Origin of the sequence: Hominifimenecus sp. rT4P-3 (assembly GCF_051055405.1) — a bacterium.
GTDB lineage: Bacteria > Bacillota > Clostridia > Lachnospirales > Lachnospiraceae > Pseudolachnospira.
The window spans coordinates 2,564,731-2,579,504 of record NZ_CP167068.1; the positions used below are offsets into that span (position 1 = coordinate 2,564,731).

Here is a 14,774-nt window from a genome sequence, read left to right on the forward strand (position 1 = left end):
TGTTTCTAAACACTACAATTCTTATATTGCGAAATTTATTTTTATTTGGTAAGATAAGCACGTCACTATCAACTAGTGTAGGATTGAAATGTGTAATGGGTGAATAAAAGGTGCTATATCACACCTGGCAGACGGTGAAAGGAGCCTTTCCTTTCGTACACCACTAGCCGATGTGAAAGCGCCTTTTTCCCTTATAAGAACCACGCGATGCCCTCCTCGCCGTCCAGATTTAGCCCCGTCTCTACCCGGTACATATCCGTTCGGCTCAAAACCGCCGCATTCTCATTTAGCATTTCCAACGCCCCCATCTGGTCCAGCTTTTTCCAATGATTTGGATAGATGTTTACCGCGTCTTGTCCCAAACGGCGCAAAAGTCCTTTTGACCAAAAGCCCAAACGCAGCTGCTCGATTTCGTTTTGATTCTGCTCCGTAGGGATATACACGGTCTTTGTCTCCGACTCAATGATACGAAATTTTTCCGCAACCGTGCGCAGAGGAAGAATGCTTCCATTTGCGCCTTTCTCCAGCATCTCCATGATATGAGCCGAATCCAGCTCTGCCTCCCGCATTTTATGTAAAAAGTCAAAATATGCCTGAATCGCCTCCGGCTGATTTAGTTCTGAAAATCGTCCCATCACATACTTTGTGGCTTCCACATTCGGACGGAACATCTGCGGTACCTTCCCCTCCGTCTGGAATACAAAGACCATGCTCTCCGTTTTGGAACGCTTTCCTTCCCGGTTGCATCGCCCTCCGGCCTGCAAGATAGAATCCAGACCCACGAATTCCCGGTAGACCGTTGGAAAGTCCAAGTCCACTCCCGCCTCGATCAAGCTGGTGGATATCACCCGGCACTCCTGTCCCATCTTCAGCCTTTCACGAATCTCCTGGATCACACGCCTTCGATCATTGGGCGTCATCAGAGTCGACAGATGAAAACAGCCCTCCCCCTGCAGCGCCTGATATAGCTTTTGCGCTTCTGCCTTTGTATTCACCACACATAAAACCTGCTGCTCTTTTTGGAGGCGGGCAACTAAATCCTCATCGCTGATACGCCCTAAGTCCTGATAAGTAACCCGTTGGAAGAAATCAAACAGCGCTTCCACATCCGTGCAAATTTCCCGGATAGGAACGGGAGCAAAGAATTCCCCCAAGGACGGCTGGGTGGCCGTACATAAAACCGCGGTACACCCATAATGCTTCACCAGTTCCGCAATCGCTGCGGTGCATGGCTTTAGGCTGGTCAAAGGAATCATCTGCGCCTCGTCAAAGACAAGGACGCTGTTTCCTATATTGTGAAGCTTCCGGCATTTGGAACTCTTATTGGCATATAGGGATTCAAAAAACTGGACCGCCGTGGTCACAATCACCGGAGCATCCCAGTTCTCTGTGGCCCATGCCTGACGCTGCACCAATGATTCCCCTTCATAGTCCCAGTCTTCCTTGCCGCCTTCTTTTTGGTAAGAAACATTGGAGTGATGCTCAATAACATTTTCTTCTCCGAGAAATCCTCGAAATACTTCCGCGGTCTGCTCAATGATACTGACGTAAGGCACAATATAGATCACCCTGGGCATTTCATGCTGTTTCGCATGGGTCAAAGCAAAGGCCAAAGAAGCCGCGGTCTTTCCTCCACCGGTTGGCACGGTCAAGGAATAGAGCCCCTTTTCTCCTTCCCCGCATTGAAAGCATCTCCTTAGAATCTCGCAGCGTTTTTCATTGATCGCGCTTTTTGCCTCCCACCAAGGTTCCACTTTCTTTTGCAGCCGCTCCACCAAAGAAGGAATGTCTTCATACCCGCCTCGATGCCGTTCTCCGTTCATAAAAGATTCGGTATCCAAAAAATCCGCATCCACCAAACAGGAAAAAAGCATCCGAATATAAAATGCAGTGGCAAAGGCTCCTTCTCTGCTAAAAGCCGGCGGCTTGGCTTCCGGAAGTTGTATTTTCTCCACAACTTTCGTGTAGTCCGGAATCTGCTCTCCCGGTTCCTGATGGACCCTTGCCACCAGCGTACCTCCATAGACACCGTCCAACCGACTTCCCAGATCCGGTAAACCGCCGTGATGGCCCGCGATACACATGGCGCTATCGATATCCTGATATTGAAAAAATGCCTCCCTCGCTCCGGCCGTCGCATGATCAACTCTTTTTCCGCCGTGCAAACGCGCCTGAAATTCCAAGCTGAATTTGCCCGTATCGTGAAGGATGCCAACCCGGTATCCCATCGCGGCAGACCCAAAGGGAGCCGCAAATCCCGACGCCCGATTCGCAACCCCAGAAGCATGTTCCTCCACGGTCTGTTCCTGTCCATCGGCCCGAATATGAGCGAGATACCTTTTTCCATCTTTCAAAAAGAACATATTCGATGTACTCCCATCCAACAATTTCTAATAATTAAGTATACCATATTTCAACATTTTTTGCGCGCTTTTCATGTGGATTCTACATATTTCTGTTTATATCAAAGAAATTTGCGCTTCTTTCATGTTCCGCCTTCGCAGGTTTCCAAGTAAAACAGTTTCTGATTTCCGAAAGAGTGATCAAATAAGTTCCTATAGAAGTTCCGGTATCAGGGGGCTCTGCGAGGAAAGGTCTCGGAATATTTTGTATTTGTAGGAGCGTTTGTACTTCTTCGATTTCGAAAATTTGTATTATGAACAAAAATAAGACTGTTTGAGCGTAGCGAGTTTCTTATTTTTGTGAATGCTTTTTACAAATTTACGAAATCCCAGAAGTACTCGCTCCGAAACTCTACAAAATATTCCGGGACCTTTCCTCGCAGAGCCCCTTTATCGGAATCCTATCAAACAAAAAAGAGCCCTTCTGAACATACACATAAACTCAGAAGAACTCTTTCCTTACTCTTTAATTATTTATTGCTCGAAGCGTTATGTCGCTCCCGAATCACCTTTACCGCCTGAATCACCACCGTCGGCAGCACGGACAGCAGTACCACCCATCCCAGCAGCGCACCGGTCAAAGGCTGTACCAGGAAAAGCGTCTTTAGTCCTGGCAAAAACAGCACGGCCGCCAGCAGCAAAAGACCCAGGCCAAATGCTCCCAGAGAATAGGGATTCCTTCCCAGTCCAAGCTGGAAAATCGAAGCGCCGCCGCGGCAATTGAACCCGTGAAACAGCCGAGATAATGTCAAAGTTGCAAAGGCCATAGTGCTGGCTAACCCCGCGCCGCTCTCCGACAACCCAAGAAAATAGGCTCCCAACGTAGCCGCCGCGATCAACATGCCCTGTCCAAAAATCTTTCTTGCTAACGCCTGATTGAGAATGCTTTCTTTCGGATTGCGCGGCCTCTGACAGAGCAAATTTGCCTGCGCCGGCTCCATACCGATGGCAATCGCCGGTAAACTGTCTGTCAACAGATTGATAAAGAGTAAGTGTACCGCTGCAAAAGGTACTGGCAAACCGGCAAGAGAGGCAAACAGAACGCAGAGAATTCCCGCCATATTTCCGGAAAGCAAAAAATGGATGGCGTTTAAAATATTTGCATAGACATTCCGTCCATTGATCACCGCCCGGACAATGGTTGCAAAATTATCGTCTGATAAGATCATATCCGCCGCGTCTTTGCTGACTTCCGTTCCCGTAATTCCCATCGCCACGCCGATATCCGCTGCTTTTAAAGCCGGCGCGTCGTTTACACCGTCCCCAGTCATGGCCACAACGGCTCCCTGGCGCTGCCAGGCCGATACAATTCGAATTTTGTGTTCCGGCGAAACACGGGCATAGACCGAAATTTGCGCTAATTTTTCATCCAGCTCTTCCTCACTCATTCCATCCAGTTCCCGGCCGTTCAGACAGATATCTCCCTCCTGAAAGATACCGATTTTTTCTGCAATTGCAGCGGCGGTCGTCTTATGATCGCCAGTGATCATCACCGTGCGGATTCCTCCGGTTTTCGTATCCGCCACCGCCCGAATTGCCTCCTCACGGGGTGGATCGATCATGGAAACGAGTCCTAAGAAAGTCAAATCCGTTTCATCCTCAAAGGTAAGCTCCTTGTTCTGCGCAAGTTCTCTTTTGGCAAAGGCCAGCACGCGCAGGCCTTGCTCTGAGAATTGTTGATTTACACGTAAAATCTCATCCTTTTTCTCCTTTGTGATCGGCTCATTTCCCTCCGGCGTCCCTATGGCCACGGTGCGGTCCAGCATCTCGTCTACCGCACCCTTGGTAAACATCACCGGTCTTTGATTGATCTCATGCAAAGTACTCATCCGTTTTCGCTCGGAATCAAAAGCCAGTTCTCCAATACGGGGGTATTCCTTTCGGCAAATGGTCTCTTCTACTCCCAACTGCTCTCCCAAAACCACCAGAGCAATCTCCGTCGGATCGCCAATTCCCATCCCCTCATTTTCCGTCGCGTCATTGTCCAGGACAGCCGCTGTCAAAAGGGTTCGGTGAAGAGGGTTTTGAAGGTCCAAATCGGTTCCAGCAAACACTTTACCGTCTGCGTACACCTCCTGTACCGTCATCCGGTTCTGGGTCAGCGTTCCGGTCTTATCCGAGCAGATCACCGAGACAGCGCCCAGGCTTTCTACCGCTTTTAATTCTTTTACAATGGCGTTTTGTTTCGCCATTTTTTGAGTCCCCATGGCCAGCACAATCGTCACAATGGAACTAAGCGCCTCCGGAATCGCGGCTACCGCCAACGCTACTGCAAACATCATGGCGTCTAAAATGGGCATTTTTCGATAGATAGAAAGGCCAAATATCAAAACACAGATTCCAAGGACCACGATTGCCAGTTTCCTACTGAACTGATCCATGCTGATCTGAAGCGGCGTTTTTCTCTGCTCCGTCTGATTCATCAAAGAAGCGATCTTGCCGATCTCCGTATTCATACCGGTTCCCGTCACAACCATGGTACCGCGGCCATAGGTGACCAAGGATCCGGAAAACACCATATTTTTCTGGTCTCCCAAGGGGATTTTCGTCTCTTCGAGAGGCTCCACAGATTTTTCCACACTCTCGGACTCCCCGGTCAGCGAACTTTCATTTACCTTTAAAGAAAAGTTTTCAACGAGACGCCCGTCTGCTACCGCCAAATCCCCTGTTTCCAGACTCACGATATCTCCCGGCACAATCTTTTCTGAAGCCAGTTCTATCATTTGGCCATCCCGCATCACCTTTGCCGCCGGGGAAGCCATCGCCTTTAAACTCTCCAAAGATTTTTCCGCCTTGACATGTTGTACGGTACCTAAAACCGCATTTAAAATCAAGACTACGGAAATCACAAGCGTGCTCTCTTTTTGGCCGGACGCAAAAGAGATTCCGGCAGCCAACAGCAAAATGATCACCAGAAGATCTTGAAATTGTTTCAGAAACAGAAGAAATACCGGCAGTTTTTTGCCTTCCGTCAAGACATTGGGACCATATTTAGCAAGACGCTTCGCCGCTTCCTCAGAGGACAAGCCGGAAGCGGTTGTGTTTTCCTTTTGAAATATCTCTTCCACACTCTGTTGGTAATCGTTTTTGTCCGTCATTTTGCACTCCTTTTCCAGGACTTTCGCTGCGTCGCAATACGCTCCATAGCGGAGCGTTTTTTATTCTATAAGATTTGGATGTCAAAAAGTCTCTCTGGGAAATGTGTCGGAATATTTTGTATTTGCAGGAGCGTTAGTACTTCTTAGATTTCGAGAATTTGTCTTATGAACAAAAATAAGACTGTCTGAGCGCAGCGAGTTTCTTATTTTTGTGAATGCTTTTCACAAATTAGCGAAATCCTAGAAGTACTCGCTCCGAAACTCTACAAAATATTCCGACACATTTCCCAAAGAGACCCTTTGATACCCAATCCTATAAAATAAAAAAAGAGACGATGAGAAAGCTCTTTTGGATATCTTTCCCCAAAAAGGGCTTTCTCATCATCTCGTTCTTATAATAGGTACCATTCAGCGTTACAGCCCAAAAATCATTTATGAATTTCCATCGTTCCCTTCCTCTTTTCCGGAAAAATCGTCGCTCTCCTCCGCCCAGGTCGATTCGGCAGCGCCGCCTTCCTGCGTGCTTACCGTATCCAGCGCGCCTGCAATTAGCTTGATCATCTCCCATATAGAGCGAAAATTTACAGTCTTATTTTTATCCGCCCAAGTAATCCGCCCCTGCCAGCTGCTATTTTGCCGGTGCTGCACACGGATAATAAAAGTTCCCATATCGCCATGTTTGCGAAGCAATTCCTCATCTTTCATCACTTTCTTCCTTTCCTGCGGTACAACAAATCCCGGCTTTTCATCAAAAAAATTTCGATTGTTTGTAGCGGGATGCGGAAACCGAATCTCGTCAAAAAACTGTTCCAATTCAAAAATCAACTCATCTGTATTGTGAACTTTTGTTGCTTCTCGGCTGTAAGAATGATAAAATCTGCCCTGCAGCTGATATTCTACCACTGTATCCACACACAGAACCACTCCATTCGGCACGCCGATATAACACTGTGACCCTTCCATACACTTAACCATCCCCTTTATCTTCCGTTGACAAAGGCATTGCTCTTATCAACGGAAGGCATCCTTTGTTATACCATTTTGATCTAAGGTACATATTACGCTATTGACATAATACTGAATCCCCGTGCGCTGCCAGCCTACAATAAAATTTTGATTGATCCGCTTTTGTACTGTTTCGCAATTTTCACGGGTGGTATTTACCAAAAGAACCAGATATTGTCCTTTTCCATATTTATTGATCGCGTCACTTTGCCGAACCGCCCGCCGGATGGAATCCCCCAACCGCTGGGACAGCTCTTCCAGCTTCGGGCCGTCTTCCATGGGATTTCCCTTACTGTCCACTACGACGCAGAGCATCAAAAATACAGACTGGCCGCCGCGCTCCATCATACGCCGTACCATCTGGTAGATTCCCTGAAAAACAGGATAGGAACAAAGATAACCGCCGGAAGAATGTTCATCCTCCCTTGCTAAGTCTCTCTGGATATCGTCTAGAACTGCATAGCGATGTTCAATCTGCGTTCCCAACTTATCCATCAGTTCCACCATCTGCCCGGTCGGACGCAGCCCCTGTTCCCGCAAATAAAACTCCACCGTATCATTGTAGAATTTTTGCGCCTCCTGCTGCCTTCCCAAAGAGATCAGCGCTTCCATAGTGACGGTTTCCCAATCCGCCATGGGGTCTACCTTTGCGGCATAATTCCCCAGTTCCTCCATTTGCAGATATTCCTGGCTAATCCGCAGCAGCTCCGCCGCTTTTTCCACGCAAGAGCAAAACAGGCTATGATATCTTTTGGCTTCCTGCGCTACCCAAAGCACGCTGCTCATGGAACGCAAAAATTCATCTGTATATAGATGACAGGCGTCTATATATAGACCTAGCCTAGTATGCAAATCCTTCTCCTCTTCTGCCCGCTGATAGAGCACCTCCATTTCGCTGGCATCTTCCTCCACTGGAATTTGATCCGTCCAATAAAAAACTCCGTCGCGCTGTTCAATATAATTCACATCCGGCAATCCAGCATCTCTTAATTTCTTTCTGGCATTATACAAAACGCTTCGGAAAGCATGGGATTCATTCTCGATGTCCCGTCCCTCAAAAATCAAATTCTTCAATTTTTCTTTGCTGACCCCAGTTTTTCTATAATGCAAAATCAACTGCATCAAATAAGAAAACTGCGATTCTCTCGCTTTTCCACCGGCAATCAGCTTTCTACCGTCCCATTCCATCTCAAAGTTGCCAAACATTTGCACCTGCAAACGCGGATTCTCTATCATTCGAAATCTCCTATTTCCGCCAAAGCTAATCAAAAGGGTTAGGAAGCAGTCCCGTTCTCTCCTTTACTAGAAAGCCGGCGGCGTTCTCTGATTCTTCCCGCCAAAATATTAAGCATAGCGCCGCAAGCAGCAAAACACAGCACATAGACTTTCCCCACGCTGCTGGTATATAAACCCAACAGGGCTCCCAGTTTTGGATAATGCGATTTTACACGTCCCAATAAAGCGGCGTACGGCACAGTATTCATATCTTCCTCAGCATTGGCGTCCCCTTTGGTAGTAAATTTCCCTTCCACCTGCTGATTCTTTGTCACCCGATGAGTAACAACAGAATCACCACGCTGGAAAGCAATGATATCTCCACTTTGAATCTCTACAGGTTCCACCCGCTCTACATAGAGGATACTTCCCAGCGGAATTTCCGGCTCCATACTGCCGCTGACTACATGATAAATCTCATATCCCAAAAATTTCGGAACAGTCACCGGCAGACAAGATAGGATTACCAACAACAAGATTAGTATGCCCGCTAAATTGCAAAAAGCGGGCAGTACCCACTTTTTACGTTGTTTTCCATTGCTCATTTTCGTTCTCTTTTCCGTCTTTTATGGAATATCAGCCACCAGGCGCCGCCTAGCAATAATATAGCGCCCGATAAAATGCCGACTTTTCCCGCCACAGGAAGATCATTCAATCTTCTGGCAAATTCTTTCGCATTCGCAAGAGCCTGCGCTAAAGGCACTTCATTTTGATCAATATTTTCCAGATCTTCTGTTCCCCCATTGGGCCCGTTTACTTCAGGGACTGGGTTCGGCTCAATCACCTCTATGGGGGGAGGCGTCGGTTCTTCCTCGCCGCCTGCCGGCGGTTCCGGCGTCTGAACAACACCGGTAACAGCAGCGGAATAGGTAAAAGTAAAAACATTGTCCGCCGCATTTTCCGACAAAGTCCCGGTCAGATTATAGGCCTGGGGTTGATACCCCTCAATATACAAAAATGCAACCACCGGCCGGTCTCCCACATTTCCGTAGAAGGTCTCGCTGGGCGCTAAGGTATTCCCATCCTCATCCTGATAATTCACTGTATAAGCAACAGAATTTCCCCGGATTCCATAGGCTACCACATAATCTTGATCCCCCGTGACTGCAAAAGAAAGCAAAGAAGAAGCTTCGCTATTGTCACTTCCGCTTTCCCGAAGACCTTTAAAATAGTATTTACTATCATCATTCAAAGATACGGACTTTGGGTTAAAGTTTATGCGGGCATTATAAGGCAAATCCTTGTAGACCACGACTTCCTGGCCTCCAATGGTTCCCTGCGCCCCAGCAAAGATACGCACCGTATAGGTATATTCCTCCTCCGCTGCCATGACAGGAACAGAAAAAGCTAAAGTCAGGCACAGGCCGCACAGTAGTACAAACAGTTTTTTTCTCATATCACTGCGCCTCCTCTTCCTCATCCCCACGTACTTTTCTCCCATAAATGCTCAGAAGCAAAAGCAACGTGCCGCTGACAGCGGCCATAACGATAAAGGGTGCCAAATTCGTATCATCACCCGTCTTAATCACTTTGCCGCTGCCTGGAGTCGTGCCGGATTCATTTAACTCCACCGCAAAGTTCATCTGCAAATCCGCCAAAGTGTTCTGATAGTCATTCCCTTGGGTCTCACCATCCAGTCCAACTTCCAAAGTAATGGAGCCCTTTTGGCCTGTGGCCAGGGTATCCAGATAAAAATAATCTTCTAAAGCTCCGCTCGCTCCATGCAAACCTACGCCAGAGGTATCCGTATCGCCGCCTACCGTATCGCTGCTAAACAAGACCGTAGCATTGCCATCCTTGTCATGATAGGTCAATGTATACGTGTACGCGCCGCCGTTTCCAGAACTTCCGTCTTCCAGAGAAGACAAAACCTTATTTGTCATATACCAGTCGGTGGCAGTCTCATTGACATTTTCCAGGGAAAGTGTGATAACAGCCATATCTCCAGGCTGCATGCTATATACCGCCTGGTCCAGATCGTTCGTATCAAAGCTGCTTTCCATCTTACTTTCTTTTGTAAACGTCACTTTCCAGTCGGAACTTCCATAAATCGTTTCTGCAAATGCTGGCTCCGCCTGCATGCAAAGCGCCCCGGCAAGAAGGATAGCAGTTATCGCTTTCTTCATTTTCTCCTCCTCCTTACTTTAAGCTCAGGCTTCCGCCCGACACCGATACTTCACGCCCCCATGCGCTCTTGATCGCGGCCTCGCCATTATGCTCCTGGACAGCATCTACTTTAGCTTCCACGCAAAACTCCACTCCGTCATATTCATACACGGTGGTAATCGTCCCGTTTTCATCCGCCGTTTGTTTTACCTTAGTAGCAATCGCCCCATCAATCGTCAATTTATCTGCAAATAAGGCTGAGGTTTCTCCAGCCTCCAGGACTTTGCTGTAATACAACACGGTACGCTCCGGCGTCTTTGCCTCCTCATCTTCCAACCAGGCGGCTCCTACATTTACCAGATTTAATTGAATCAAATCCGGAGACAAAGATGTTATTTTTTCTCCATCTTTCTGCCAGTATTTATAAATACTCACACGGACGTACTCATTGATTTCACCACTATTTTGAACACACAAATTCTCGGCATATTCTTTGCCAGGCTTTAGATTTTTATCTTCGCCCAGCATTTCCGCTAACAAAGCGCCGGATACAGGAGTTCCATTTTCCAGCAGATTTACGCCAATATTATGCATCTGTACACGGGAAACATAATTCTCCGAATAATAAGCAAGAGCCGCCCGCGTGCCGCCGATAGACGAAAACAACAGCAGTCCCACAGCCAATATAAAAGCTCCTACAGTTACCTGCGGCGACGCAAGAAATTTCCGAAACTTCTTCATCATTCAGCGCCTCCTTCCACATTGCCGGAATTCAGCTTAACGTTCCAGTCCGCATAGGGGACGCCGGCCGCATCATACAAAACAGGCGTACTCTCATAGATCACCGCGACATTGAAGCTCTCAGCCTCTGTGATCTCCTCCGACCTAGGAACACCCTCAATCTTAATATTCAATACATCCGTGCTTTCACCGCCCCCAACAATGTCGCGGTAATAATAATACCCTTCCGCACCGGGAGACCATTTGCCCTCTGAATCACTGTATAAAAGCGTATATTTGCTGCCGGCAAAGGCTTTAATTCGAATATAAACCGGCAAAGCCGCCTCTCCGCTGGTATTGGTGACAGTAATGCGCTTGGTCCAGTCAACCACCGGATCTTCATGGATCGTGGTCTTTCCCAATTCCAATGAATACCCTCCCTGGGCCGCCGCATTGGTAGTAAAGTATGCCAACGAGCTTTCCATCGAAGCGGACAAAACCAGCAGCAAGCATAGGGCAGCAAGATATATGTTTCGTTTCTTCATGTCATCCGCCTCCTTATTGCTGTTCCGAGTACCACGGTTCCCAATTCCATGAACCTTCTCCTGCAGGATCATAGCTAAACTGATTGATCACTCCGCCGCCGCGGTTTCCGCCTCCGGTAAGAACGTTCGTAAAATGAACACTCATGGTGTCTACCGCATCGATCACCGCTGTCTGGGGCTCCGAGTCGCTGACGGTGTAGGCCGTACCAGAATAAACCTCCGTCACTTCCACATAGGCCCCTACCGGAATCCGTTTCTCCAACAAAATTCTCTGCTCGCCCGCAGCGGTAAAATGAACGGAAACCACATCGCTGTAGACCACATCCGTCTTATTTTCATCCCGGTAAGCATCTACCTGAAATACAAAAACCGCCGGATCTGCCGACTGATAATCGGTCAAATTTTTTACAATTTCCAAAGACCCAAACCGAACGTCCTGGGATGGCTTCAAAGTAGCTGAAATTTCATAAAGCCACTCGCCGTCGCTGGTTTTGATCACCTGCCCTGGCACTCCCGTCAGGTCACTGGTACTGGGTAAAGATACCAGTTCCGGAAAAAAGCGATATACATAGTCTGGAGAACAGGCCAGAGTCACCAATTCATCTTCCTCATTTTTACTGGTGTACTCGTCTTTTTTCATTTTTTCGCCTCTGGCCAGCATCAGATATAGGCCGCATTCCAGCTCTCCCACCGGTTCGCCCGCCTTGGTTGTAGCCGCCGGTGTATCCGTATCCAGAGCAATCTGGGCCGCTGCAACAGCCAGTTTTCTCCAGGCGTCGTTATCCATCTGCTCTTCCAGCCCATTCTGTAGGGATTGATAGAATCCCGTCGCTTCATAGCTGTAAGTATCATAGGTAGGATCTGGTTTTGCATCCGCTATCTTATAAAGATCAATCACCACGCTGGCATTTTTTAAATCCTCGATCGTCCCAGGCTCAACGGTCAAAGTACAAGTTTTATCCAAATCGACTGCCTGAACTGGCTTTGTCACCCATAGAGATAATGATAAAAGGATACTGACCGCCATAACAAGGGCTGTCAGGGAGCTTTTTTTTCGCATCTTTATGCCTTCTCCTCCTTTATTCTTTCTTAGATTCTTCTGTTCCATCCGTTTGAGTTTGACTCAATGTATGGACATCCTCCAACGTAATATGCTTCGGTTTCCTGCGATAAAACAGCAGCAAAACAAACAGTAAAACGAATAGCATGGGAATCGCGATGGCCGGCACCACAAGATAGACCGGCAATTTTACCGCATCCGCCTGAATGGGAGCCGCCTCAACAATATTATCAATCCGAAATCCCCGAATCAACATCCGATGAGAATTAACGCCGTATGGCGTGCAGGTCACCAACGTGCAATAATCCATACCGTCCACGATTCCAAGCTCGTCGGTTTCCTCCGGTTCCACGATACGAATTTGGTCCACCATATAAGTGAACACTTCATCCAGCACGGTAATGGTAAAAATATCGCCCTCGGTCAATTTATCCAAATCCGTAAACAGCCTGGCGCTGGGCAGTCCTCTGTGACCGGTCATCACCGCATGGCTGGGAAGGCCCCCTACCGGAAGGGAAGAACCTGGAATATGTCCCACAGCGATCTGAAGCACTCGTTCCTCTACCGTATGGTATATAGGCAGATTCACACTGATCGATGGAATCTGAACATATCCCATAATACCGTTTCCCGTTAAATCCAGCAAAGATTCGTATTCTTCCAGTTCCGCATCGGTCAGAGAAAAATGGGTTCCCAGAGGCAGCTTTCGATTATAGGCCCTGGCCGCTTCCAGCATAGCCTCTTTTTCCTCTGGGGTCATCGATTCTACCGTCTCCACATAATTCGCGATCGCCCGCGTCATATGCATGGAGTTCCACCAATCGCTGACAGTGGGATAAGCCATGATGCCAATTCCCAGTAGCAGGATCAGCACTAAAATCACCGTAGAAATCCAGGAACGTTTCTTCTTTGGTTGTTTTTCTTTCTTTTCGGAATCCTGTTTCATAGGTTCCCTCCGCTTTTATAATTTCCGGGCGGATATCTGCTGACGTCGGCCAGAAAAAATCTCTGTTGCTCGCCGCACACCACGGGAAGGTGTCAGCCTGTGCGGCATATTGGGAACGGGTGATCCCGTTCCCAAATATATTGTCAATTAGTCATGATGAGCCATACGTTTCTTTGTGATAAGCAGAACGCCCGCGCCGACTACCAGCAGACCACCGACTACATAGAAGATCGTCGTACCGATACCACCGGTGGAAGGCAGTTCCTGACCCTGTTGGTTCGTCACGGTCACCGCAGCGTCACCGTCCGTGGTGCTTGCGTCTTCACGCGCCGTCAGCATATTATATCCATCGGGCGCTTCGGTCTCTTCCAGATAATAGCTGCCTTTTGTCAGTCCCTTAATAACAGCGGTACCAGCTACCACTTCCGCAGCGGTTTCACCCTCAAGGGCAGGACGATAACAGGCATTCGTCTCATCGTATACCAAGAGAATCTCATCGGCGCCGTTCTCAGAACCGTACAGTTTAAATTTCGCTCCAGCAAGCGCTGCGCCTAAACCGTCAACTTTATTTACCGTGATCTGAGAAAGCTCCGTCTCCGGGTTGTTCTTGCTATCGCTCCAGCTATTATTTCCATATTTCAGCTGAGCGGTATTGGTAACCGTGTTCAGCTCCACTGCTTCTGCGTTGATCGTAGCAGAATAAGTAACGACAACTCTATCCTTATTTTTCAGGCCGTCCAAAAATGCCTGATCAAAGGTCACTTCAAAGGTACAATCATCTGTGATATCCTCTGTGCTGACTGTATAATTCGAGGCGGCGACAGTGGCTGCCTCTCCGTATGTCTGTGTCGCGGCATCGTATTTAGCTAAAGTAACCACAACATCGTTGTTAAAGGTCAAGCCTTTGCTCATCTGATCATGTACAGCGTAACCCTTCGCACCGGTTTCCGCTTCAATTGTAACCGTATATTCCAGTACTCCTCCGACACCGTTTGCAAGATCCGCAGCGTCGACGCTCTTGTCAATGTTCGGAAGGGGATTCTTTTCTCTCATGGTTCCACCGCCTACAGCCGTATCCAGAATAGCGATCGTACCCAGAGAAGAAGTCACCAGATAATATCCGTCGTCCTCTCCCACATCGATTGTCGCAACTTTATCCTCGCCAACCTCGCCGGAAACTTTTGCTTCCGCACTGGCAGGCTTATTTTGTACCAAATACGCGGCGAAATCCTCTGCCTGCGCCTCGGTCAAAGTAGATTCCACAACCAAAACATTAGCGTCGCTCTTACTGGGCGTCAGTGTAAACACATTGGTGCCGCCAACCTGATAGCCTTCCACAACGCTTTTCCAAACGCTGTCCGCAGCCATTTGGTATGCGTAGCTTCCGCCATCGCTCTTTGTTGCGTCAAAAACTTTGTACGCGGTATAGGTCTCACCTTTCGCAGCATTCTCCACCGTGATATCCGCGGCCATCGCCACCGTCGTCAGGCCCAGACACATCATCATTGCCAGAGCCACAGCCAAAAAACGCTTCATTACTTTCATAAACTCATTCTCCTTTTCAAATTTTTCATAATTGTTATCCTATTCGGATTGCAAATTTGACGCTAAGTCCGT

General features: G+C 48.0%; 12 protein-coding genes. All 12 read right to left on the minus strand.

What is annotated here, in order from left to right:
- Positions 1–191: 191 nt before the first annotated feature.
- The 12 genes from cas3 to ACCC71_RS11860 all read right to left on the minus strand — a co-directional run bounded on the left by cas3 (position 192) and on the right by ACCC71_RS11860 (position 14,702).
- Positions 192–2,363 carry a CRISPR-associated helicase Cas3' gene (gene cas3, locus ACCC71_RS11805; RefSeq protein ID WP_434309823.1) on the minus strand — a complete coding sequence of 724 codons (2,172 nt, stop codon included), beginning with the start codon at positions 2,361–2,363 and terminating at the stop codon, positions 192–194.
- Between the two features lie 509 nt (positions 2,364–2,872).
- Positions 2,873–5,500, minus strand: a complete 2,628-nt coding sequence (locus tag ACCC71_RS11810; RefSeq protein ID WP_434309824.1) for a cation-translocating P-type ATPase — start codon at positions 5,498–5,500, stop codon at positions 2,873–2,875.
- A 432-nt stretch (positions 5,501–5,932) separates the two neighbouring features.
- Complete coding sequence (locus tag ACCC71_RS11815) at positions 5,933–6,463, minus strand: hypothetical protein (RefSeq protein ID WP_434309825.1); 531 nt, start codon at positions 6,461–6,463, stop codon at positions 5,933–5,935.
- Positions 6,464–6,511: 48 nt separating this feature from the next.
- On the minus strand, positions 6,512–7,741 hold the full coding sequence (locus ACCC71_RS11820; RefSeq protein WP_434309826.1) for an AfsR/SARP family transcriptional regulator: 1,230 nt from the start codon (positions 7,739–7,741) through the stop codon (positions 6,512–6,514).
- Positions 7,742–7,779: 38 nt separating this feature from the next.
- Positions 7,780–8,325, minus strand: a complete 546-nt coding sequence (locus ACCC71_RS11825; protein ID WP_434309827.1) for a signal peptidase I — start codon at positions 8,323–8,325, stop codon at positions 7,780–7,782.
- On the minus strand, positions 8,322–9,176 hold the full coding sequence (locus ACCC71_RS11830; RefSeq protein WP_434309828.1) for a MucBP domain-containing protein: 855 nt from the start codon (positions 9,174–9,176) through the stop codon (positions 8,322–8,324). Before ACCC71_RS11830 ends, ACCC71_RS11825 begins: the two co-directional genes overlap by 4 nt.
- 1 nt (position 9,177) lies before the next feature.
- On the minus strand, positions 9,178–9,906 hold the full coding sequence (locus ACCC71_RS11835; RefSeq protein WP_434309829.1) for a hypothetical protein: 729 nt from the start codon (positions 9,904–9,906) through the stop codon (positions 9,178–9,180).
- Positions 9,907–9,919: 13 nt separating this feature from the next.
- Positions 9,920–10,630, minus strand: a complete 711-nt coding sequence (locus tag ACCC71_RS11840; RefSeq protein WP_434309830.1) for a hypothetical protein — start codon at positions 10,628–10,630, stop codon at positions 9,920–9,922.
- Positions 10,627–11,151, minus strand: coding sequence for a hypothetical protein (locus ACCC71_RS11845; RefSeq protein WP_434309831.1), 525 nt, complete (start codon positions 11,149–11,151; stop codon positions 10,627–10,629). Before ACCC71_RS11845 ends, ACCC71_RS11840 begins: the two co-directional genes overlap by 4 nt.
- Positions 11,152–11,164: 13 nt before the next feature.
- Positions 11,165–12,211 (minus strand): hypothetical protein, encoded by a 1,047-nt coding sequence (locus ACCC71_RS11850; protein WP_434309832.1) that lies wholly within the window; start codon positions 12,209–12,211, stop codon positions 11,165–11,167.
- Positions 12,212–12,230: 19 nt separating this feature from the next.
- On the minus strand, positions 12,231–13,157 hold the full coding sequence (locus ACCC71_RS11855; RefSeq protein WP_434309833.1) for a class C sortase: 927 nt from the start codon (positions 13,155–13,157) through the stop codon (positions 12,231–12,233).
- Positions 13,158–13,304: 147 nt separating this feature from the next.
- Positions 13,305–14,702 (minus strand): SpaH/EbpB family LPXTG-anchored major pilin, encoded by a 1,398-nt coding sequence (locus ACCC71_RS11860; protein ID WP_434309834.1) that lies wholly within the window; start codon positions 14,700–14,702, stop codon positions 13,305–13,307.
- Positions 14,703–14,774: the final 72 nt, after the last annotated feature.

What these genes read in the sequence shown, in the direction of transcription:
- ACCC71_RS11830 (WP_434309828.1), bottom strand. Translation starts at nt 9,176, where the DNA reads ATGAGAAAAAAACTGTTTGTACTACTGTGCGGCCTGTGCCTGACTTTA.
- ACCC71_RS11815 (WP_434309825.1), bottom strand. Translation starts at nt 6,463, where the DNA reads ATGGAAGGGTCACAGTGTTATATCGGCGTGCCGAATGGAGTGGTTCTG.
- ACCC71_RS11845 (WP_434309831.1), bottom strand. Translation starts at nt 11,151, where the DNA reads ATGAAGAAACGAAACATATATCTTGCTGCCCTATGCTTGCTGCTGGTT.
- ACCC71_RS11850 (WP_434309832.1), bottom strand. Translation starts at nt 12,211, where the DNA reads ATGCGAAAAAAAAGCTCCCTGACAGCCCTTGTTATGGCGGTCAGTATC.
- ACCC71_RS11810 (WP_434309824.1), bottom strand. Translation starts at nt 5,500, where the DNA reads ATGACGGACAAAAACGATTACCAACAGAGTGTGGAAGAGATATTTCAA.
- ACCC71_RS11835 (WP_434309829.1), bottom strand. Translation starts at nt 9,906, where the DNA reads ATGAAGAAAGCGATAACTGCTATCCTTCTTGCCGGGGCGCTTTGCATG.
- ACCC71_RS11840 (WP_434309830.1), bottom strand. Translation starts at nt 10,630, where the DNA reads ATGATGAAGAAGTTTCGGAAATTTCTTGCGTCGCCGCAGGTAACTGTA.
- ACCC71_RS11825 (WP_434309827.1), bottom strand. Translation starts at nt 8,325, where the DNA reads ATGAGCAATGGAAAACAACGTAAAAAGTGGGTACTGCCCGCTTTTTGC.
- ACCC71_RS11860 (WP_434309834.1), bottom strand. Translation starts at nt 14,702, where the DNA reads ATGAAAGTAATGAAGCGTTTTTTGGCTGTGGCTCTGGCAATGATGATG.
- ACCC71_RS11855 (WP_434309833.1), bottom strand. Translation starts at nt 13,157, where the DNA reads ATGAAACAGGATTCCGAAAAGAAAGAAAAACAACCAAAGAAGAAACGT.
- ACCC71_RS11820 (WP_434309826.1), bottom strand. Translation starts at nt 7,741, where the DNA reads ATGATAGAGAATCCGCGTTTGCAGGTGCAAATGTTTGGCAACTTTGAG.
- cas3 (WP_434309823.1), bottom strand. Translation starts at nt 2,363, where the DNA reads ATGTTCTTTTTGAAAGATGGAAAAAGGTATCTCGCTCATATTCGGGCC.